The 21,217-nt window shown below is 61.6% G+C and carries 22 protein-coding genes; 13 read left to right on the top strand and 9 right to left on the bottom strand.

Annotated features, from left to right (window positions below):
• Positions 1–27: 27 nt before the first annotated feature.
• The 11 genes from HF257_RS01850 (at position 28) to yegS (ending at position 9,856) form a co-directional block, all read left to right on the top strand.
• Positions 28–402, top strand: coding sequence for a chemotaxis response regulator CheY (locus tag HF257_RS01850; RefSeq protein ID WP_015885173.1), 375 nt, complete (start codon positions 28–30; stop codon positions 400–402).
• Between the two features lie 18 nt (positions 403–420).
• Entirely contained in the window at positions 421–1,209 is a 789-nt protein-coding gene (locus HF257_RS01845) for a protein phosphatase CheZ (protein WP_025855886.1), read from the top strand.
• An 11-nt stretch (positions 1,210–1,220) separates the two neighbouring features.
• Positions 1,221–3,416 carry a chemotaxis protein CheA gene (locus HF257_RS01840; RefSeq protein ID WP_185703683.1) on the top strand — a complete coding sequence of 732 codons (2,196 nt, stop codon included), beginning with the start codon at positions 1,221–1,223 and terminating at the stop codon, positions 3,414–3,416.
• Between the two features lie 47 nt (positions 3,417–3,463).
• Positions 3,464–4,597: a protein-glutamate methylesterase/protein-glutamine glutaminase gene (locus tag HF257_RS01835; protein WP_185703685.1), complete on the top strand. Its 1,134-nt coding sequence runs from the start codon at positions 3,464–3,466 to the stop codon at positions 4,595–4,597.
• Positions 4,597–5,337 carry a flagellar motor protein gene (locus HF257_RS01830; RefSeq protein ID WP_010208778.1) on the top strand — a complete coding sequence of 247 codons (741 nt, stop codon included), beginning with the start codon at positions 4,597–4,599 and terminating at the stop codon, positions 5,335–5,337. The genes HF257_RS01835 and HF257_RS01830 overlap by 1 nt, the downstream gene beginning before the upstream one ends.
• A 15-nt stretch (positions 5,338–5,352) precedes the next feature.
• A complete protein-coding gene (gene motD / locus HF257_RS01825; RefSeq protein WP_185703687.1) occupies positions 5,353–6,240 on the top strand; it encodes a flagellar motor protein MotD in 888 nt (295 codons plus the stop codon).
• A gap of 50 nt (positions 6,241–6,290) precedes the next feature.
• Positions 6,291–7,079 carry a ParA family protein gene (locus HF257_RS01820; protein WP_185703689.1) on the top strand — a complete coding sequence of 263 codons (789 nt, stop codon included), beginning with the start codon at positions 6,291–6,293 and terminating at the stop codon, positions 7,077–7,079.
• The gene (locus HF257_RS01815) at positions 7,079–7,885 is read left to right on the top strand and encodes a CheW domain-containing protein (protein ID WP_185703691.1); all 807 of its coding nucleotides are present in this window, start codon (positions 7,079–7,081) and stop codon (positions 7,883–7,885) included. Before HF257_RS01820 ends, HF257_RS01815 begins: the two co-directional genes overlap by 1 nt.
• 80 nt (positions 7,886–7,965) lie before the next feature.
• On the top strand, positions 7,966–8,448 hold the full coding sequence (locus HF257_RS01810) for a chemotaxis protein CheW (RefSeq protein ID WP_010564003.1): 483 nt from the start codon (positions 7,966–7,968) through the stop codon (positions 8,446–8,448).
• Complete coding sequence (locus HF257_RS01805) at positions 8,449–8,844, top strand: DUF2802 domain-containing protein (RefSeq protein WP_185703693.1); 396 nt, start codon at positions 8,449–8,451, stop codon at positions 8,842–8,844.
• A 91-nt stretch (positions 8,845–8,935) separates the two neighbouring features.
• On the top strand, positions 8,936–9,856 hold the full coding sequence (gene yegS / locus HF257_RS01800; RefSeq protein ID WP_185703695.1) for a lipid kinase YegS: 921 nt from the start codon (positions 8,936–8,938) through the stop codon (positions 9,854–9,856).
• Here the strand turns inward: yegS and HF257_RS01795 are convergent.
• The 3 genes from HF257_RS01795 to HF257_RS01785 form a co-directional block, all read right to left on the bottom strand.
• Positions 9,815–10,474 carry a response regulator gene (locus HF257_RS01795; RefSeq protein ID WP_185703697.1) on the bottom strand — a complete coding sequence of 220 codons (660 nt, stop codon included), beginning with the start codon at positions 10,472–10,474 and terminating at the stop codon, positions 9,815–9,817. The two genes, yegS and HF257_RS01795, sit on opposite strands and share 42 nt — an antisense overlap.
• Positions 10,471–11,361 (bottom strand): sensor histidine kinase, encoded by an 891-nt coding sequence (locus HF257_RS01790; RefSeq protein WP_185704360.1) that lies wholly within the window; start codon positions 11,359–11,361, stop codon positions 10,471–10,473. Before HF257_RS01790 ends, HF257_RS01795 begins: the two co-directional genes overlap by 4 nt.
• 369 nt (positions 11,362–11,730) lie before the next feature.
• Positions 11,731–12,183: a hypothetical protein gene (locus tag HF257_RS01785; protein ID WP_185703699.1), complete on the bottom strand. Its 453-nt coding sequence runs from the start codon at positions 12,181–12,183 to the stop codon at positions 11,731–11,733.
• Between the two features lie 600 nt (positions 12,184–12,783).
• Between HF257_RS01785 and HF257_RS01780 the strand changes: the two genes are divergently transcribed.
• Positions 12,784–13,719: a chemotaxis protein CheV gene (locus HF257_RS01780; RefSeq protein ID WP_185703702.1), complete on the top strand. Its 936-nt coding sequence runs from the start codon at positions 12,784–12,786 to the stop codon at positions 13,717–13,719.
• 108 nt (positions 13,720–13,827) lie between these two features.
• Positions 13,828–14,634 carry an MOSC domain-containing protein gene (locus tag HF257_RS01775; protein ID WP_185703704.1) on the top strand — a complete coding sequence of 269 codons (807 nt, stop codon included), beginning with the start codon at positions 13,828–13,830 and terminating at the stop codon, positions 14,632–14,634.
• A 48-nt stretch (positions 14,635–14,682) separates the two neighbouring features.
• Here HF257_RS01775 and ppnP read toward each other — a convergent pair whose 3' ends face one another.
• From ppnP to HF257_RS01745, 6 genes are all read right to left on the bottom strand, one after another.
• Complete coding sequence (gene ppnP, locus HF257_RS01770) at positions 14,683–14,967, bottom strand: pyrimidine/purine nucleoside phosphorylase (protein WP_060756004.1); 285 nt, start codon at positions 14,965–14,967, stop codon at positions 14,683–14,685.
• Positions 14,968–15,030: 63 nt separating this feature from the next.
• The gene (locus tag HF257_RS01765; protein ID WP_185703706.1) at positions 15,031–15,573 is read right to left on the bottom strand and encodes an exonuclease domain-containing protein; all 543 of its coding nucleotides are present in this window, start codon (positions 15,571–15,573) and stop codon (positions 15,031–15,033) included.
• Between the two features lie 74 nt (positions 15,574–15,647).
• The gene (locus HF257_RS01760; RefSeq protein ID WP_185703708.1) at positions 15,648–17,531 is read right to left on the bottom strand and encodes an acetyl/propionyl/methylcrotonyl-CoA carboxylase subunit alpha; all 1,884 of its coding nucleotides are present in this window, start codon (positions 17,529–17,531) and stop codon (positions 15,648–15,650) included.
• 134 nt (positions 17,532–17,665) lie between these two features.
• Positions 17,666–18,427, bottom strand: a complete 762-nt coding sequence (locus HF257_RS01755; protein ID WP_185703710.1) for an enoyl-CoA hydratase/isomerase family protein — start codon at positions 18,425–18,427, stop codon at positions 17,666–17,668.
• Positions 18,424–19,581: a citronellyl-CoA dehydrogenase gene (atuD, locus tag HF257_RS01750; RefSeq protein WP_185703712.1), complete on the bottom strand. Its 1,158-nt coding sequence runs from the start codon at positions 19,579–19,581 to the stop codon at positions 18,424–18,426. Before atuD ends, HF257_RS01755 begins: the two co-directional genes overlap by 4 nt.
• A gap of 16 nt (positions 19,582–19,597) precedes the next feature.
• Positions 19,598–21,214, bottom strand: a complete 1,617-nt coding sequence (locus tag HF257_RS01745; RefSeq protein ID WP_185703714.1) for an acyl-CoA carboxylase subunit beta — start codon at positions 21,212–21,214, stop codon at positions 19,598–19,600.
• Between the last annotated feature and the right edge of the window lie 3 nt (positions 21,215–21,217).

Genomic DNA, 21,217 nt, shown 5'->3' with positions numbered 1-21,217 from the left:
TGCTTGGAGGTCGAATTGGACAAGAACATGAAAATCCTCATCGTTGATGACTTCTCAACGATGCGGCGGATCATAAAAAACCTGTTGCGTGACCTTGGGTTCACAAACACGGTCGAGGCGGATGACGGCATTACGGCGATTCCGATCCTCAACAGCGGGAGCATCGACTTTCTGGTAACGGACTGGAACATGCCGGGCATGACCGGTATCGACTTGCTGCGCCACGTGCGCGCTGACGAAAAACTGCGCAGCCTTCCTGTGCTGATGGTGACCGCCGAAGCCAAGCGTGAGCAGATCATCGAAGCCGCCCAGGCCGGGGTCAACGGTTACGTGGTCAAGCCTTTCACTGCACTGGCCTTGAAAGAGAAGATCGAGAAAATCTTCGAACGCATCCACGGCTAATGCCATCGCGGGGGAGCTATGGAGCATAAAGAAACATCACAGGGAGACTTCGAGTCGACCCTGAAAAAGCATGCTCACCAGTTGGTCGACAGCCTTGAAAAAGGCCAGTTCGGCGACGCGGTGCAGTTAATCCATGAGCTCAACCAGACCCGTGACCGCGGCCTGTACCAGGAAGTGGGCAAGCTCACACGCGAGCTGCACAGTGCGATCGTCAATTTTCAGATTGACCCGCACATGCCCCAGGCCGAGGAAATCTCGCAAATTACGGATGCCACCGAACGCCTGTCCTATGTGGTCAGGCTGACTGAGGCGGCGGCTAATCGCACCATGGACCTGGTGGAAAACGCCACGCCTCTGGTCAACGGCATGGCCACTGAAGCCCAGGCCCTCAGCGTTGACTGGGGCCGCTTCATGCGTCGTGAAGTGGGGGCTGAAGAGTTTCGTGAGTTGGCGCGTCGGGTTGAAGGTTTTCTGTCTCGCAGCGAGCAGGAAAACCGCACGGTTTCCAGCAACCTCAACGACATTCTGCTGGCCCAGGATTACCAGGACCTCACCGGTCAGGTGATCAAGCGCGTGACCCAACTGGTCACCGAAGTGGAAAGCAATTTGCTCAAATTGGTGCTCATGGCAGGCCAAGTTGACCGTTTTGCCGGCATCGAACATGACCGCGAAGCGATCCTCTCGGAAAAAGATCCGCAAAAACATCTCGCCAAGGGTGAAGGTCCGCAGATTCATGCCGATAAACGTGAAGACGTTGTATCGGGTCAAGATGATGTTGATGACCTGTTATCCAGTTTAGGCTTCTAAGGAGCACCCACATGAGCTTCGGCGCCGATGAAGAAATCCTTCAGGATTTCCTTGTAGAGGCCGGCGAAATTTTAGAGCAGTTGTCCGAGCAACTGGTCGAGCTGGAAAGCCGACCGGATGATGCGAACCTGCTCAATGCAATTTTTCGCGGTTTTCACACTGTAAAAGGGGGCGCCGGCTTCCTCCAGCTCCATGAGCTGGTGGAGTGCTGCCACATCGCCGAGAACGTGTTCGACATCCTGCGCAAGGGTGAGCGTCACGTTGATTCGGAATTGATGGACGTGATTCTCGAAGCACTGGATGCAGTCAACGGCATGTTCAGCGAAGTGCGCGAACGTGCACCGATCACTGCGGCCACCCCGGAACTGCTGGCCGCCCTGGCGCGCCTGGCGGAACCTGCCGACAACTCGCCCGCACCGGTTGTCGAGGTGGCGGTCGCTGTCGTTGAAGCAGAGCCGGATGTGACCGACAGCGAGTTCGAACAGCTGCTCAACTCCCTCAGTGCCGTGAAGGCCGAGGCAGAAGCGCCAGCGGCGCCCGTTGCGGCACCGACCAGCGAAGACATTACCGACGCAGAGTTTGAATCCCTGCTCGACCAGTTGCACGGCAAAGGCCAGTTCGCGGCCGATGCGGTGGCCACTGCCGCTGCGCCAGAAGCCCCTGCGGCTAGCGCCAGCACTGATATCACCGACGACGAATTCGAAGCGCTGCTCGACCAACTGCACGGCAAGGGCACCTTTGTGGCCGACGCCTTGCCGGAAATCGCCGCGACTGCCGCAGCGCCTGCTGCCAGTGTGGAGCCGGCCGGCGACGGCCTGATCTCCGATCACGAGTTCGAGTCCCTGTTGGACGAGTTGCACGGCAAGGGCAAGTTCACCGAAGTGGCCCCGGCCGCCGCAGCCGCCGTTGCCGCGCCGGCTCCGGTTGCCGCCAAGGCCGCGGCGCCCGTTGCCGCCAAACCTGCACCTGCACCTGCCCCAGCGCCTGCTCCCGCTCGTGCCGCAGCGGCGCCGGTTGCCGAAAAGGCTGCCAGCGAAGCTGAAACCACCGTGCGGGTGGATACCGCACGCCTGGACGACATCATGAACATGGTGGGCGAACTGGTGTTGGTGCGTAACCGCCTGGTACGCCTGGGCCTGAGCAGCGGCGATGAAGCCATGCAAAAGGCCGTGTCGAACCTGGACGTGGTGACGGCCGATCTGCAGACCGCCGTGATGAAAACGCGGATGCAGCCGATCAAGAAAGTCTTCGGCCGCTTCCCGCGTTTGGTTCGCGACTTGGCGCGCCAATTGAAGAAAGAAATCAACCTGGAACTGGTGGGTGAAGAAACCGACCTCGACAAAAACCTTGTCGAGGCCCTGGCCGACCCGCTGGTCCACTTGGTGCGCAACGCGGTCGACCACGGCGTGGAAACCCCGGAAGAGCGCGAAGCCTCGGGCAAGTCCCGCAACGGCAAGGTGATTCTGGCGGCCGAGCAAGAAGGCGACCATATCCTGCTGTCGATCACCGATGACGGCAAGGGCATGGACCCGACCATCCTGCGCAATATCGCGGTCAAGCGTGGCGTGATGGACAAGGACGCCGCCGACCGCCTGACCGATACCGAGTGCTACAACCTGATCTTCGCCCCGGGCTTCTCGACCAAGACCGAGATTTCCGACGTGTCCGGCCGTGGTGTGGGCATGGACGTGGTGAAGACCAAGATCAGCCAGCTCAATGGCTCGATCAATATCTACTCGACCAAGGGCCAGGGCTCGAAGATCGTGATCAAGGTGCCATTGACCTTGGCGATCATGCCAACCCTGATGGTGATGCTGGGCAACCAGGCGTTCGCCTTCCCTCTGGTCAACGTCAACGAGATCTTCCACCTCGACCTGTCGCGCACCAACGTGGTGGACGGCCAGGAAGTGGTGATCGTGCGCGACAAGGCGTTGCCACTGTTCTACCTCAAGCGCTGGCTGGTGGCATCGGCCAAGCATGAAGAGCAGCGCGAAGGCCATGTGGTGATTCTCTCCGTGGGCACCCAGCGCATCGGCTTTGTCGTCGATCAACTGGTGGGCCAGGAAGAAGTGGTCATCAAGCCTTTGGGCAAAATGCTGCAGGGAACCCCGGGCATGTCGGGTGCGACCATTACCGGTGACGGTCGGATCGCGCTGATTCTCGATGTTCCGAGCATGCTCAAGCGTTACGCCGCTCGGCGTATTTGATTCTGGTGGGGCAGGGCGGTTTGCCCGCCCCACCTAACGGAGTGTTTATGGCAGTCAAGGTCCTGGTGGTGGACGATTCGGGTTTCTTCCGCCGCCGCGTCTCGGAAATTCTTTCCGCCGATCCAACGATCCAGGTGGTTGGCACGGCCACCAACGGCAAAGAGGCGATCGATCAAGCCATTGCGTTGAAACCTGACGTGATCACCATGGACTACGAGATGCCGATGATGGATGGCATCACGGCCGTCCGGCACATCATGCAGCGCTGCCCGACCCCGGTGTTGATGTTCTCCTCGCTGACCCACGAAGGCGCCCGGGTAACCCTTGACGCGCTGGACGCTGGTGCGGTGGACTTCCTGCCGAAGAACTTCGAAGACATCTCGCGCAACCCCGAGAAGGTCAAGCAACTGTTGTGCGAGAAAGTCCACAGCATTTCCCGCAGTAACCGTCGCAGTCTGTTCAGTGCGCCAGCCCCGGCGCCTTCACCGGTGGCTACGCCGACCGCGCCGACGTCATCGTTTGCACGGCCTGCGCCTGCGCCCGTTCCACGGCCTGCGGTAGCGCCGGTACGTGCGCCTGCACCTGCTGCAACGGCGCATTCGCCGGCGCCCAAGCGCAAGGCTTACAAGCTGGTCGCCATCGGCACCTCCACCGGTGGCCCGGTTGCCCTGCAACGTGTGCTGACCCAGTTGCCGGCCAACTTCCCCGCGCCGATCGTGTTGGTCCAGCACATGCCGGCCGCGTTCACCAAGGCCTTCGCCGAGCGCCTGGACAAGTTGTGCCGCATCAGCGTCAAGGAAGCCGAGGATGGCGACATCTTGCGTCCTGGTTTGGCGCTGTTGGCTCCGGGTGGCAAGCAGATGATGGTGGATGGCCGTGGCGCGATCAAAATCCTGCCGGGCGATGAACGCCTCAACTACAAGCCGTGCGTGGATATCACCTTCGGTTCGGCAGCCAAGTCCTACGGCGACAAAGTTCTGGCGGTGGTGCTCACCGGCATGGGCGCTGATGGCCGTGAAGGCGCGCGCCTGCTCAAACAGGGCGGCAGTGCCATCTGGGCCCAGGACGAAGCCAGTTGCGTGATCTATGGCATGCCCATGGCCATCGTCAAGGCTGACCTGGCCGACGCCGTCTATAGCCTGGACGACATCGGCAAGCATCTGGTGGAGGCCTGCCTCTGATGGATGTTTTAAGCCTGATCGGCATCATCATGGCGTTTGTCGCAATCATTGGCGGCAACTACCTCGAAGGCGGTCACCTTGGCGCCCTGGCCAACGGCCCGGCGGCGTTGATCGTGATCGGCGGCACCGTCGGTGCTGCGTTGTTGCAGTCGCCCTTGAGCTCGTTCAAGCGCGCCATGCAGATCCTGGTTTGGATCATTTTCCCGCCACGCGTAGACCTGCCCGGTGGCATCGACCGCGTGGTCAACTGGAGCCTCACTGCACGCAAGGAAGGCCTGCTGGGCCTGGAAGGCGTGGCCGATGCCGAGCCCGACAGCTACGCACGCAAAGGCCTGCAGTTGCTGGTAGACGGCGCCGAACCGGAAGCCATCCGCAGCATTCTGGAAGTGGATTTCTACACCCAGGAAAGTCGCGATATCAACGCTGCCAAAGTCTTTGAAAGCATGGGCGGCTACGCGCCGACCATCGGCATCATCGGTGCGGTGATGGGCCTGATCCACGTGATGGGCAACCTGGCTGATCCGTCGCAACTGGGCAGCGGTATTGCCGTGGCGTTTGTCGCCACCATCTACGGCGTGGCCAGTGCCAACCTGGTGTTGCTGCCGGTGGCCAGCAAGCTCAAGTCGATTGCCATGCGCCAGTCGCGTTATCGCGAGATGCTGCTTGAAGGCATCCTGTCGATTGCCGAAGGCGAGAACCCGCGCTCCATCGAATTGAAGCTCCAGGGCTTCATGGATTGATGGGGAGGATCGTCTATGAGCCGTCGCCGTCGAGAGCCTGAGGAACACGTCAACCATGAGCGTTGGCTGGTGTCCTATGCGGACTTCATCACCTTGCTGTTCGCTTTTTTCGTGGTGATGTACTCCATCTCGTCGATCAACGAAGGCAAGTACAAAGTCATTTCCCAGGCGCTGATCGGGGTGTTCAACGATGCCGACCGCGCCCTCAAGCCGATCCCCATCGGCGAAGAGCGCCCCAAGACCGTCACCCCAGCCAAGCCGCTGGTCAACGACAGCGACGAAACCGCCGCCGGCGTGGGCGGTACCAGCGACCCGCTGAAAAGCATCGCCGATGACATCAGCGCAGCCTTTGGCGACTTGATCAGCTCCAACCAGATGACCGTGCGCGGCAATGAGTTGTGGGTGGAGATCGAGCTTAATTCCAGCCTGTTGTTCGCCAGTGCCGACGCGTTGCCGAGCGACCAGGCGTTTACCATCATCGACAAGGTGGCGGCGATCCTCAAACCGTTTGAGAACCCGATCCACGTCGAAGGCTTCACCGACAATTTCCCGATCAGCACCGCGCAGTACCCGACCAACTGGGAGCTGTCCTCGGCACGTGCGTCGAGCATCGTGCGCATGCTCGCGATGCAGGGCGTGAACCCTGGGCGGCTGGCGTCGGTGGGCTATGGCGAGTTCCAGCCGGTGGCCAACAACGCCACGGCAGACGGTCGCGCGAAGAACCGCCGGGTGGTGCTGGTGGTGTCGCGTAACCTGGATGTACGTCGCAGCCTGACCGGCACCGGCACGGCCAATGCAACACCGGACGCCGCCTTAAAGCGCGCTGGCACACAAACTGCTTTGCCTCCTGTTAAGCCGCCGGTTCGTCAGGGCACCGTCAATACTCCGTCACCGGCTCTATAACTTATGCAATGTCTCGGTCGCGCCTGCGCCAGCCGGGAGGAACCAACCGAATGAGAGTCTGGGCAGTTGCCAATCAAAAAGGTGGAGTCGGCAAGACCACCACCTCCATCGCCTTAGCCGGCTTGCTGGCCGAGGCGGGCAAGCGCGTGGTCGTGGTCGACCTGGACCCCCACGGCTCCATGACCAGCTATTTCGGCTACGACCCGGATGCGCTGGAGCACAGCAACTACGACCTGTTCCTGCACAAAGGCAGCGTGCCGGCCGACCTGCCCGGGCAACTGTTGCTGCCCACCAGCAATGCAAGCATTTCGCTGCTGCCATCCAGCACCGCGCTGGCTACTCTGGAGCGCCAGTCGCCGGGGCAGAGCGGCCTGGGCCTGGTGATCGCCAAGACCCTGGCGCAGCTGTGGCAGGACTTCGACTACGCGATCATCGACAGCCCGCCGTTGTTGGGCGTGCTGATGGTCAATGCCTTGGCGGCGAGCCAGCAGTTGGTGATTCCGGTGCAGACCGAGCACTTGGCGGTCAAAGGCCTGGAGCGCATGGTCAGCACCTTGGCGATGATCAACCGGTCGCGCAAACAGGCGCTGCCGTTCAGCATCGTGCCGACCTTGTTCGACCGTCGCACCCAGGCGTCCCTCGGCACCTTGCGGGTGCTGCGTGATGCTTACCCGGACACCATCTGGAATGGCTACATCCCGGTGGACACGCGCCTGCGTGACGCCAGCCGCGCCGGCCTCGCGCCGTCGCAGTTCGACCCGAAAAGCCGTGGCGTGCTGGCCTACCGCGCGTTGCTCAAGCATCTGCTGTCGCAGCAACTTGTGGCGCAGGTGGCGTGATGAACCGGCCTATCGAGCTCAAGACGCGGCCGCAACTGGCGCTGGAATCCTACCTGGATGCCTTGCTGCAGGATGCGACCGAAGAAGAATTGCCGGCACCGATCCTGGTCCTCGAGCCTGCGATCGAGCCGCAAAGCACGCTGGATGAATTCCAGTTGGCCGTATTGGAAGAACAAGCGCGTGATGCTCACGTTGTCGTCGCGCCCGTCGTGGTGCCGATTGCTCCGGTGGCAGTAGTAGCGGTGCCTGTGGCGCCTGTGGTGGTCGAGCCGGTTGTCGAGGTTCATCTGCCGCCGAGCATCACGCCGCCGCCAGTGACCGGCGACGGTCGCCCGAGTTGGGCGGCCGAGCCGTTCGAATGCCTGCTGTTTGATGTCGCCGGGTTGACCCTGGCGGTGCCGCTGGTGTGCCTGGGGTCGATCTATTCCCTGGAAGGCCAGGAGCTCACGCCGCTGTTCGGCCAGCCTGAGTGGTTCCTTGGCATCCTGCCCAGCCAGGCTGGCAACCTCAAGGTGCTGGACACCGCGCGCTGGGTGATGCCCGACCGCTACCGCGATGATTTCCGCCAGGGCCTGCAATACGTGATCTCGGTGCAGGGCTACGAGTGGGGGCTGGCGGTGCATCAAGTCAGCCGCTCGTTGCGCCTGGACCCGAATGAAATCAAGTGGCGCAGCCACCGGGGCCAACGGCCTTGGTTGGCGGGCACCGTGATCGAACACATGTGCGCGTTGCTCGACGTCGCCGAACTGGCCGAGTTGATCGCCAGCGGCGCCGTCAAGACGATGCCGGTGACCAAACGCAGTTGATTGAACAATAAGGGCCACGCGGTTGCGTGGCCAATGAAGCATACACGCCGCATGCAGCGGCATTTGAAGGGGTCAGGGGTATGAACAAGTCAGCGTCCGCACAAGGTTTGGATGATCCGATCCTGCAATGGGTGACCTTCAAACTGGACAACGAGTCCTACGGCATCAACGTAATGCGCGTGCAGGAAGTGCTGCGCTACACCGAGATCGCGCCGGTACCGGGTGCGCCAAGCTATGTGCTGGGCATCATCAACCTGCGCGGCAACGTGGTCACCGTGATCGACACCCGCCAGCGCTTTGGCCTGGTGCCGACCGAAGTCAACGACAACACCCGTATCGTCATCATCGAAGCCGACAAGCAAGTGGTCGGGATCATGGTCGACAGCGTGGCCGAAGTGGTTTACCTGCGCCAATCGGAAGTGGAAACCGCGCCGAACGTGGGTAACGAAGAATCCGCCAAGTTCATCCAGGGCGTGTGCAACAAGAACGGCGAACTGCTGATTCTGGTTGAGCTGGACAAGATGATGAGCGAAGAAGAGTGGTCGGAACTGGAGAGCATCTGATTGTTCCTTGAGGCAGCGGTGATTGTCCTGGCCCTGTTGTGGGCCGGGACGCTGGCGTTTGTGCTGCGCTACGTGCGCCAGCAGCGGGAGTTGGCCTTGCAACAGGCCGAGCGTGACGCGGTGCGTGATCGGCGCCTGGTGGAACTGGTCAAGCGCGTTGACCACTTCCAGCAGAGCGCGGTGAAGGTCGGGGACGAAGTGCATGAACTGCGCGCGATCCTCGGTCCCTTGCCGGACAAGCTGGCGCAGATCGAGCAGCGTGATCCTTCAAGCCTGTCATTTGCCCAGGCGGCGAAGTTGGTGGGGATGGGCGCGACGGTGGATGAATTGACCCAGTCGTGCGGCCTGACCCAGGCCGAGGCGCAGTTGATGAGCAAGTTGCACAAGAGCAGTTAAGAGCTTGAAGCTACAAGCTTGTAGCTGCACTTTTCCTATCGGTTCAAGGTCAACATCCTTCAAGCACCTTTGAACTCAGGAGAACTCCACCATGACCACCCCCAAGGCCCTGTTGATCCTTCACGGCAAACAAGCCCTCAACGAGGACGTGCGCGCTGCCGTGCAGGCCAGGCGCGACCTGGGCTGGGAGCTGGCCGTGCGGGTTACCTGGGAGGGCGGCGATGCCCAGCGGCTGGTCAACGAAGCCCTCGATGACGGCTATACCCACCTGATAGCCGGCGGCGGCGACGGTACCTTGCGCGATGTGGCCGAAGCCATGGCCCTGGCCAAGACTGACGCCAGCCTGGTGCTGATGCCCCTGGGCACTGCCAACGATTTCGCGCGCGCGGCAGGGGTTCCATTGGAACCGGACGCTGCTCTCGCGCTGCTGGATGTGCCGGCCAGGGCCATCGACCTGGGCCAGGCTGGTGGGCAGATCTTCCTCAACATGGCCACCGGCGGCTTTGGTAGCCAGGTCACGGCCAATACCTCCGAAGACTTGAAGAAAGTCCTCGGCGGTGCTGCCTACCTGTTCACCGGCTTGACGCGCTTCAGCGAGTTGAAGGCTGCCTATGGCGAACTGGAAGGCCCGGGGTTTCACTGGAAGGGCGACCTGCTCGCGCTTGGTATCGGTAACGGGCGCCAGGCGGGTGGCGGGCACGTGTTGTGCCCCGGCGCGTTGGCGGACGATGGGCTGCTGGACATCAGCATCCTGCCGGCGCCTCAGGAAGTGGTGGGCACGCTGCTCACCCTGATGAGCGACGGTTGGGGCCTGGACAATATGTTTGTGCGTGCACGCTTGCCGTGGGTGGAGATCAAGGTTGCCGAAGGGTTGTACATCAACCTCGACGGCGAACCGCTCAAGGGCGATGACTTGCGCTTCGCCGCGTTGCCCAAGGCGCTGCGGGTACACTTGCCGGTGGGTTCGCCGCTAGTCGTCCAGGCTGATGATTTGCTCGCGCACGGCGAATAGCACAAGGCCCGCCACGTCGAAAATCTGCAGGCGCTTCATGATCTGCGAGCGGTGGGCTTCCACCGTCTTGATGCTCAGGCCCAGGCCATGGGCAATTTCGCGGGTGGATTTACCACGCACGATCAACCGCAAAATCTCCAATTGCCGCGCCGTGAGGTTATGGGTGTGGCCTGCGGGCGTGGTCGGTCCCTGGCTGCGCACCAGCGCCTGGTTGATCACCGTGTGGGCGATTGCCGGGCTCAGGTAGCGCTCGTTGTTGCGCAACGCCAGCAGCGCGTGTTCCAGCTCGTTGGCGCTGGTGTCCTTGAGCAGGTAGCCGTGGGCGCCGGACTCCAGCGCGCACATGATCAACTCGGGATCGGTGTGCATCGACAAAATCAGCACACGGCTCTTGGGGTAAGCGCGCTTGAGCTGTTGCAAGGCGTCCAGGCCGCCGGTGTGCTTCATCGACAGGTCCAGCAGGACGATATCGGGTTGCAAGGCACTGAACTGTTCAAGCAGTTGCGCGCCATCGCTGGCTTCGCCGACCACTTGGTAGCCGGGAATATCCTGGACCAGCGCGCGTACGCCGGCCCTGATCAGGGCGTGGTCATCCACCAGGAGTAATGTGCAGGTCACTCGAGAACCTTAGGGGAACTGGCCCGTTCGAGGGCGCGGGGCGCCCAGGGAAAAAGTGCGTCGATCCGCGTCCCTTTGCCTGGCTGGCTGCTAACGGACAACGAGCCCCCCAGTTGATCAATTCGCTCGGACATCCCCGCCATGCCCCGTTGGCCTTCCAGGCCTGGGTTGATGGCGGGTGAAAAGCCCTGGCCGTCATCGCAGATCGTCAGCGACAGGCCCTCAGGCAAACGTTGCAGACGTACCAGCAGATTCTGCGCCTGGGCGTGGCGCAGCATGTTGGTCACCGCTTCCTGGGTAATCCGAAAGGCTGCCACGGCCATTTCTTCGGGGATACCGGTCAGCCGTTGCTGGCACTCGAGGCTCCAGTGCACGGGTGTGTTTTCCAGGGTCTTGAGCAGGTGCGCGCGCAGGCTGGCCTCCAGGCCCAGGCTGGCCAACTGCCGGGGATTAAGGATGGCGGACACGTCGCGCACCTTGGCCAGGGTTTCACTGAGGGTATTGCACAGGACCGTGCACTGGTCTTGCAGGTCTTCGGGCAGGCGGCGCTTGAGCCATTCGCTTTGCAGCTTCGCGGCGGTCAGCAGTTGGCCGATATCGTCATGCAGTTCGCGGCTGAGGCGGTGGCGTTCGTTTTCCTGCACCTGCAGCAAGCGGTCGGCCAGTTCCTGGGGCTGGAACTTGATGGACTTGCGCGAGTGCCACTGTTGCAGGCCGACCACCACCAGTGTTGCCAGGTTAAGAATCACCAGCAGTGGCAAGGCCGCGGAAAAACTGTAGGCCCACAGGCTCAGCAGCAGCGAGCCAAGGCACAGGGCAAGGATCAAACGACGTGCATTGCTGCGGGACGCGGACCTTGCGATGAGTGTCTTGAGGTTGGCGTACATAGAGGATGGAGCCAATGAAGGTTCGCTGCGGGAAGTCCGGTCACGGCGGCTGACGGGGCTCTGTTTGGAATGCTCTATCGAATCGGTTTTAAGCATGGTGAAGTTGAGTCACTTCGAGCGGGGCATAGTACCACCACTCTAACCGTTGGTCGCCTGGTGGAGTGCCCGGCCGGTTTATTAAACGCGTAAGCACCCTGGGCGGTATTGCCAGAGTTCATCAAAAGGGAGAGTTGTATTGTTTGAATGTGTTTGTATCGTTATTACCATTAATGGCTAATTGATATCTTTCCGCGCTTAACTCAAGCCCAGGTGTTAGTTGATTGTGTCGTTTTCAGACAATTCATGCTTTGAATACGACCCGATAAACCTTCAGGACGAAGCGTGATGCACGCGTTGCTGAGGTTTATAACTGAAATCCTTTTGTGGGATTTGCAGTGTGACTGTCGCAATCAACGTGGCTTGTTCGCTGTCATCCATACCCAGTTCACCAGTTCGCGAGTCGATGAGTTCCAGTTGCCAGGCCAACAGGGTAAGGCAAGCGTGCAACGCATTCAGCGCCTCGTCGTGCAACTGCATGGGGCTGGCGGCGTTGTCGATCAGGTATTGGATATGTCGGGAAAACTCGCTGATCGCCTGCAGGGCCAGGGTGTCGGCCTTTTCCGCCAACTTGATCAGACTGGTTTTCATGCAGTCAATGGCGTCGCTGTCGTCACGAATCAGATGCAGGTGGTTCAAGCATTCTTCCGACTTGGCCAGCAGCATTTCAGCTTCAAGCAAAAACTCGGGAAGTGTGCTTTGCCATTCATTTGCGCTGTTCATCATGCAAGTCTCCACAACATAAGGTCGGGTGATGAGATGCCGCACCGGGTGAATGGCTTAAAACTAGCGCTGAAATATGACTGGAATCTGTAGGTCCGTTCTGAGATTTCAGTAGGACGTTTATTGAAATGCGGGCGACTGCAGCGCACGCCCCTCATGAGTGGGGTCAAGTGCACAACTTCAGTTGCCGACAAATGAGCGTCTGGAAGACCCGTGGGCCGAGGGCTTGGGATGGCAAACAAAAGCCTGACTCCATTCATGCATTGAGAATGGCGTCACATTAATGGCTATTAGATATTGCGAATATCAGGTTGGGCCCGATTGTGTGTAGGGGAATCCCTTACATAGAGGAACCTTGCGTCGAATTGAATGTCGCGCAATGTTGCCGCAAAGCCATATGAGGAGGCCCGCGCAGTAAACCATGATGTCAGTGTGACATCAATGAATTTACGTGGCATTTTACCAGGGTCAAGATCTGGCGCTCGCCGCCGATAAATAGCGTAGGAGCGAGCTTGCTCGCGAAGAATTCAAAGGCGCCGCGTTGAATCAGAACGGACGCGTTTTCGTCAGTTGCACAACCCCTTAGCGCATCAGGAGCTTTTAATGGCCGGCATTCTCGACACGGTAGATCAACGCACGCAACTGGTCGGTGAGAATCGCCTGGAAATCCTCATGTTTCGCCTGGCCGGGCGGCAGCTGTTTGCGATCAACGTGTTCAAAGTGCAGGAAGTGCTGCAACTGCCCAAATTGACCCTGATGCCACAGCGTCATCCCTTTGTCTGCGGCGTGGTCAACCTGCGCGGCCAGACCCTGCCGGTGATCGACCTGTCCCAGGCCATCGGCATGCGCCCGCTTGTGCCTGGCCCCAACAGCACCATCATCGTCACCGAGTACAACCGTTCGGTGCAGGCGTTCCTGGTAGGCGGGGTAGACCGCATCGTCAACATGAACTGGGAAGCCATCCTGCCGCCACCGGCCAGCGCCGGTCGCCAGCATTACCTCACGGCCATCAGCAAGGTCGACGACCAATTGGTGGAGATCATCGACGTGGAAAAAGTCCTCGCCGAGATCGTGCCGTACAACGCCAAGGTCTCCCGTGAAAAACTCGAAGACCCGGTGCTGGAACGCGCCCGTGGCCGCGAGGTGTTGCTGGTGGACGACTCCAACGTGGCCCTCTCGCAACTGCGCGACACCCTCGGCCAACTGGGGGTGAAAATGCACATCGCCAGCGACGGCCTCAAGGCGCTGAACATGCTCAAGGCCTGGGCCGACACGGGCCAGGTGATGACCGACAAGCTGCTGATGATCTTCACCGACGCCGAAATGCCCGAGATGGACGGCTACCGCCTCACCACCGAGATCCGCAACGACCCGCGCCTGCGCGGGCTCTACGTAGTGCTGCACACATCGTTGTCGGGCAGCTTCAACGATTCGATGGTGAAGAAGGTCGGCTGCGACAATTTCCTGTCCAAATTCCAGCCCGACAAGCTGGTGGACGTGGTACGCCAACGCCTGTTGCTGGACGAAGTTCCCGCCTAATGTAGTGAGCGGGCTTGTCCCGCGCTGCGCTGTGTCAGGTTGGCGTGAGGCACCAGGTACACCGTAGCGCGTATAGTGTGGGCTTTCTCCCTTCAGGAACGCAGGCCCATGCTTCGTCTCAGCGCGTTGTACCGTTACCCCTTGAAGTCTGGCAAGGCCGAGGTCTTGCAGCAGATCGGCCTGGACAAACTGGGGCTGGACGGCGACCGACGTTGGATGCTGGTGGACGCGGCCAGCGGACGTTTCCTGACCCAGCGTGCCGTGGCGAAGATGAGCCAGCTGGCGGCGTTGTGGAACAGCGCCGGTGGCCTGACCTTGAGTTCGCCAGGCCATGCGCCGCTTGACGTGGCCCTGCCCGGCAGCGAGGCCGAGTTGCGTGGCGTGACCATCTGGCGCGACACCTTGCGGGTGCCAGACGCCGGCGACGCGGCCGCCGCTTGGGTCAGCGACTTCATCGGCAAGCCGACGCGCCTGGTGCAAGTGCCAGTGGAACGTGCGCGCAGCACCGAGGCGGGCTTCGGCAAAGATGACGACAAAGTCGGTTTTGCCGATGGCTTCCCCTTGCTGCTGATCGGCCAAGCCTCCCTTGACGACTTGTCACAACGCATTGGCCGGCCCATGGAGATGCTGCGTTTTCGCCCCAACTTGGTGATCGAAGGCAGCGAGGCCTTTGCCGAAGATGGCTGGAAACGCGTGCGCATCGGCGAGGTGGAGTTTCGCGTGGTCAAGTCCTGCTCACGCTGCATCCTCACTACCATCGACCCGGCCACTGGCGAGCGCAGTGCCGACCGAGAACCACTGGCAACGCTCAAGACCTATCGCGAACAGGACGGTGACGTGATGTTCGGCCAGAACCTGGTTAACGATGGCATCGGCCAGTTGGCCGTGGGGATGCCGGTCACGGTCCTGGAATGAAAAAGGCCCGTCTCCTGCGAGACGGGCCTTTTTTTGAGCGGCTAACCCTTAGCCGCGGTATTCGCACAGGTAAGCGGTGTCCACGGCGACCTTCAACTGGAACTTGCTGTTGGCCGGTACGTTGAACTGGCTGCCGGCGGCGAAGGTTTCCCACTCGCTGGCCTCTGGCAGCTTGACGGTCAGGGCGCCGGACACCACGTGCATGATTTCACGCTGGGCGGTGCCGAACTCGTATTCACCCGGGGCCATGACGCCGATGGTCGCCGGACCTTCTGCGGTGCCGAAAGCGATCGACTTGACGGTGCCGTCGAAGTACTCGTTGACTTTAAACATGGGTGAATCCTCGGAAAAGGGTCTGGAAAGGTCGGCCAGTATGCCCAAGGGCAGGGGAGCTGCCTAGACCGGCAAAATCAACGGCAACAGGCGCGCGGTATTGCGCGCATCCTCCAGCGCCCGATGTTGCTGGCCGTTGAACTGCATACCCGCCAATTGCAGTGCGCCATTAAGCCCCAAGGGCTTGTCCAGGCGCCGCGCCTTGGCGAAGCGTTGCTTGAGGTTCACATGCGGCGTGTCGGCCAGCGCGCTGGCCAGGCCATGGCGTTGCCACTCCAGTTCCAACTGCCTGCGATCGTAATCGCCCCAGCTGGCCCAGCCTTCCAGGCGGGTTTGATGCTGGCCCAGCCAGCGCTCGAACAGCGGCCACACCTCGGTGATCGCAGCGGCGCTGTCGATGTTGGCTTGGGTGATGTGGGTCAGTTGGCGGCAGAAAGGCGTCAACAATGGGCGGCGCAGCGGCCGCACAAAGCGCTGGAAGTGATCCAGCTCGCGACCCTGGCGGTTCACCAGGCTCGCGCCGATCTCGATGACTTCCATCTCTGTCACGGGCCAGCCGCCGTCATCCGTGGTGGCTTCAAGGTCAATAATCAGCCAATGAGGCATGGTGCAGGTTCCCGTACTCGTCCTTTCCTGATGGGGATAGAGCGTAGCCCGGCCGTGTAGTTCCGCCTAGGGCGTTATTCGATCTCCAGCAGAACCTGGCGATTGCGCACCTGATCGCCCGTCATCACCTGCACGCCCTTGATCACCCCGTCGATGCCGGCGGTCAGCGGATGCTCCATTTTCATCGCCTCCAGCACCAGCAGCAGTTGGCCTTTGCTCACGCGGTCACCGGCGTTGACCCGTACATCGACGATGGCACCGTCCATCGGTGCCTTGACCGTACCGTTTTGGGCGTCGGCCTGGCGGTTGGCGACCTGCTGGGTGCGATTGATCACGGTCAGGCCCGGTAGCCACAATTGGTTGCCGTCGAGGTGATAGGCGATACGACGGCGGATGCCATTGAGCACCACGACCGCGTAGCGACCGTCGAGGGTGATTGGCAGCGGGTCAACGCTGACGGTGTGGAGGTTGTCGTTGGCCTCAAGGCGGTAGGTTACGGGGACACTGGCGTTGTTGCGCCACCCCGCCAGGGCTTGGGGGTGTTGGCCGGCGCTGTGCTGATAAAACAGCGCGGCGGCCAGGGCCAGTTGCTCTTTTGACGCCTCCGGGCGCGAGACCTCGTTGAAGTGCTCGGCGATAAACCCAGTGCCGAAATCGCCAGCGATAAAGCCCGGGTGCTTGAGCAGGTTTGCCAGCAGTTGCTGGTTGGTGGCGACGCCCAGCAGCAACGTGTCCTCCACGGCCCGCAGCAGTTTGCGCCGCGCCTCTTCGCGAGTGGCGCCGTGGGCGATGACCTTGCCCAGCATCGGATCGTAGAACGGGCTGATGCGCTGGCCTTCGACAACCCCGTGATCGGTGCGCACACCGGCTGCCGGTTGCCAGCGCAACACGTCGCCGGTTTGCGGCAGAAAGCCCTGGGCCGGGTCTTCGGCGTACAGGCGCACTTCCATGGCGTGGCCGGTCAGCGTCACTTCCTGTTGGGTCAACGGTAGCGGCTGGCCGGCGGCGATCTGCAACTGCCAGTCCACCAGGTCGAGGCCGTTGATCAGTTCAGTGACTGGGTGCTCGACTTGCAGGCGGGTGTTCATTTCCAGGAAGTAGAACTGGCCGTTACGGTCGAGCAGGAACTCCACCGTGCCGGCGCCGACATAATTCACCGCACGCCCGGCCTTGAGCGCCGCCTCGCCCATGGCGTGGCGTAGCGCGGGAGTCATCACCGGGCAGGGCGCTTCCTCGATGACTTTTTGATGGCGACGTTGGACCGAGCAATCGCGTTCGCCGAGGTAGATGAGGTGGCCGTGGCTGTCGCCGAACAGCTGGATTTCGACGTGACGCGGGTCGATCAACGCCTGTTCGAGGATCAGTTCGTCACTGCCGAAGGCGTTTCTGGCTTCGGAGCGCGCGGTGTGCAGGTTGTCCAGGAGCGCATCGCTTGTGTGCACCAGGCGCATGCCCCGGCCACCGCCGCCCGCACTGGCTTTGATCATCAGTGGGTAGCCGATGCGTTCGGCTTCGCGTTGCAGCGTGGTGTCGTCCTGGGCGCTGCCTTGGTAGCCGGCGATGCACGGCACGCCCGCGTCGAGCATGGCGAGCTTGGACAGGCGCTTGCTGCCCATCAGTTCGATGGCTGCAACGCTGGGGCCGATGAAGGTCAGGCCCGCCGCCAGGCAGGCGCGGGCGAAGTCGGGGTTTTCGGAGAGGAAACCGTAGCCAGGGTGGATGGCGTCGGCGCCGGTGACCTGCGCGGCGTGGATGATGGCTTGGATGTTCAGGTAGGACTGCTGTACGGGCGCGGGGCCGATAGGCACGGCTTCGTCGGCCATTTGCACGTGCAGGGCCTGGGCGTCGGCGTCACTGTAGACCGCCACGGTGCGGTAGCCCAAGGCCTGGGCGGTGCGCTGGATGCGGCAGGCGATTTCTCCGCGGTTGGCGATGAGGATTTTGCTGAATGCGGGCATTGGGTTATCCCTTGGGTGATGAGGTGTTTGTTAGGGCCTCTTCGCGAGCAAGCCCGCTCCCACATTGGGTTGGGTTCACACCTTTCTATTTGTGAATACATTCAAATGTGGGAGCGGGCTTGCTCGCGAAGGCGTCATTTGCACCACCTTGGCTTACGCTTCTGCACAAACGCCTGTGTCCCCTCAATCCCTTCCTCCCCCCTCACGGCCTCAGCAAACCACTGCGCCCCCCGATCCAGCACCGCCTCCAGCGGTTCATCCACACTCGCCAGCAACAGCGCTTTAGTCCGCCCATTCGCCCCCGGCGCACAGCGCAACACGTGCCCCAACACCTCATCCAATCGCTCGGCCAACGCCTGCGCATCACGCTCGGTAAAGTGCACGACACCCAAGCGCTCAGCCTCTAACCCATCAAACCGCGCGGCCGTCAGCGCAAGCCTGCGGGCCTGGGTCAACCCGATACGCTTGACCACAAATGGCGCAATCTGCGCCGGCAACAAGCCCAGGCCTGTCTCCGGCAAACCGAACTGGGCCTGGTGGTCTGCAATCGCAATATCACTGACACACGCCAAACCAAATCCACCGCCCAGTACCGCGCCTTGCAGCACCACGATCACCACTTGCGGCACGGCCTCCACTGCTTGCAACAAGGTGCCGAACGCGCGGTTCAGCGCCTGCAGTTGGTTACCCGCAGTGACCAGGTCCTTCACGTCCGCTCCGGCGCAGAAGTGCCCACCGGCCCCGCTGATCACCACGGCCCGCGTCTGGCTGTCCAATTGCGCCAACACCGCGCGCAGTTCGTTGACCATTTCCAGGCTCATGGCATTGCGGCATTCGGGGCGGTTGAGGGTGATGTGCAGCACGCCGTTATGCGGTTCCAGCAGCAGGGTGTTCATGGCTTTTTCCCAGGCAGAGTGCCCATCAGTTTGCAGATGATGCCCAGCATGATTTCGTCGGCGCCGCCGCCAATCGACACCAGCCGCACATCGCGATACGCCCGCGCCACCGGGTTGTCCCACATAAAGCCCATGCCGCCCCAATATTGCAGGCAACTGTCGCTGACTTCGCGGCCCAGGCGCCCAGCTTTCAGCTTGGCCATCGACGCCAGGCGGGTCACGTCCTGGCCCTTGATGTATTGCTCGGTGGCCTGGTAGACCAGTGCGCGCAGGCATTCGATTTCGGTGGACAGTTCGGCCAGGCGAAAGTGAATCACCTGGTTGTCGATCAGCGCTTTGCCGAAGGTCTGGCGCTCCTTGCAGTACTCGATGGTGCTGTCGACGCAGTGTTCCAGGCCCTTGATCATATTGGCCGCGCCAAACAGGCGTTCTTCCTGGAACTGCAGCATCTGCATCATGAAGCCCGCGCCTTCGTGGCCGATGCGGTTGCGCTGGGGGATGCGCACGTTGTCGAAAAACACCTGGGCGGTCTCGGAGCTGTGCATGCCGAGTTTTTCCAGGGGCGGGCTGACGCTGATGCCGGGGGTGTTCATCGGCACCATGATCAGCGACTTGTTGATATGTGGCTTGTCATCGGATGTGTTGGCCAGCAGGCAAATGAAGTCGGCGCTGGGGGAGTTGGTGATCCACATCTTGCTGCCGTTGATCACGTAGTCGTCGCCGTCCTTGCGCGCATGCGTCTTGAGCCCCGCCACGTCCGAGCCGGCGCCCGTTTCCGAGACGCCGATGCAACCGACCTGCTCGCCGCTGATGGCCGGGCGCAGGAACTCGTTGCGCAGTTCATCGCTGCCAAAGCGGGCGAGGGCGGGGGTGCACATGTCGGTCTGCACGCCGATGGACATGGGGATGCCACCACAGCGAATGGTGCCGAACTCTTCGGCGGCGACGATGGAGTAGCTGTAGTCCAGGCCCATGCCGCCGAATTTCTCCGGCTTGGAGATGCCCAGCAGGCCGAGGTCGCCGGCCTTGCGGAAAATGGCGTGGATGGGAAAGCGCCCGGCTTTTTCCCATTCGTCGACGTGAGGGTTGATCTCGCGGTCGACAAAGGCGCGGACGGTGCGGCGCAGTTCCTGGTGTTCCTGGGTAAAGATCATTGTTCTTATTCTCCGGTTAGAAACGCGCCACACCAAAGCTGATGGGTTGCAGCTGCCGCACCTCGGCCTCGTGGCAGATATCCAGCACAAACCCCAGCAACGTGCGGGTATCCCGTGGATCAATCAGCCCGTCGTCCCACAGGTTTGCACTGCCGTACAGGGCGGTGGACTGGCTGTCGAGCTTCTGTGCAGTGACCTGCTCCAGCATGTCCAGCACCTTCGGGTCAGGCACCAGACCGTCCTTCAATTGCTTGGCCTCGGTAACGATGCGCAGCACTTTTCCCGCCTGTGCGCCGCCCATTACCGCCGTGCGGCTGTTGGGCCAGGCGAAGATAAAACGCGGGTCCAGGCCACGGCCGCACATCGCATAATTGCCCGCGCCGTAGGAGCCGCCCACCACCACCGTCAGTTTAGGCACCCGTGCATTGGCCACTGCCTGGATCATCTTCGCGCCGTGCTTGATCACCCCTTGTTGCTCCGACTCGGTGCCCACCATAAAACCGGTGGTGTTGTGCAAAAACAGCAGCGGCGTGCGGCTCTGGTCGCACAGCTGGATAAATTGCGCGGCCTTGCTGGCGCCCTTGGGCGTGATGGGACCGTTGTTGCCGATCACGCCGACGGCGCGGCCCTGGATGTGCAGGTGGCCGCAGACGGTGTGGGCATCGAACTCGGCCTTGAAGTCGAGGAAATTCGACGCGTCGGCCAGGCGCGCGAGAATTTCGCGCACGTCATAGGGCTTTTTCGGGTCGTCGGGGATCAGGCCCAGCAGGTCCTCGATGGGGTACAACGGCTCTGCGTAAGCTTTTTTGGGCTCCACCTGCAGCCGATCATTCCAAGGCAACGCGCTGACAATCTCGCGTGCGATGCGCACGCCATCGGCATCGTTTTCCGCCAGGTATTCGGCGGTTCCGGCGGTTTGCGCATGCATCTCGGCGCCGCCCAGTTCTTCATCGCTGGCCACTTCGCCGGTGGCGGCTTTCAACAACGGCGGCCCGGCGAGAAACAGCTTGGCCTTGCCGCGCACCACCACCACGTAGTCCGACAACCCTGGTTGATACGCGCCGCCCGCCGTGGCCGAGCCGTGCACCACAGTGATCTGCGGCAAGCCCATGGCTGACATACGCGCCTGGTTGGCAAAGCTGCGCGCGCCTTCGACAAAAATATCAGCGGCGTAATTGAGGTTGGCGCCGCCGCTTTCGGCCAGGGTCACCACCGGCAGTTTGTTCTCCATGGCGATCTGTTGCAGGCGCAGGGATTTTTTCAGGCCGGAGGGGGAAATCGTGCCGCCCTTGATCGCACTGTTGTTGGCCACCACCAGCATGCGCACACCGCTGACGTAGCCGATTCCGGCAATCAACCCACCGCCGGCGGCGCTGCCGTCTTTGTCATCGTGGAGTTTGTAGCCAGCCAGGCCGGCGAGTTCCAGGAACGGTGCGCCGGGGTCCAGCAGCAGGTTGAGGCGCTCGCGCGGCAGCAGTTGGCCGCGCTTGTCGAACTTGGGCTTGGCCTCCTGCGCCTTGCTGAGCAGGTTGTGCTCCAACTGACGCAGGTGCTGGATGCCTACCAGCATGGCGTCGCGGTTGTGTGCGAACTGGGCGCTGTGAGCGTCGATCAGGGATTCAATCACCGGCATGGC

Source organism: Pseudomonas cremoris (assembly GCF_014230465.1).
This window is presented reverse-complemented; position numbering and strand designations above follow the sequence as displayed.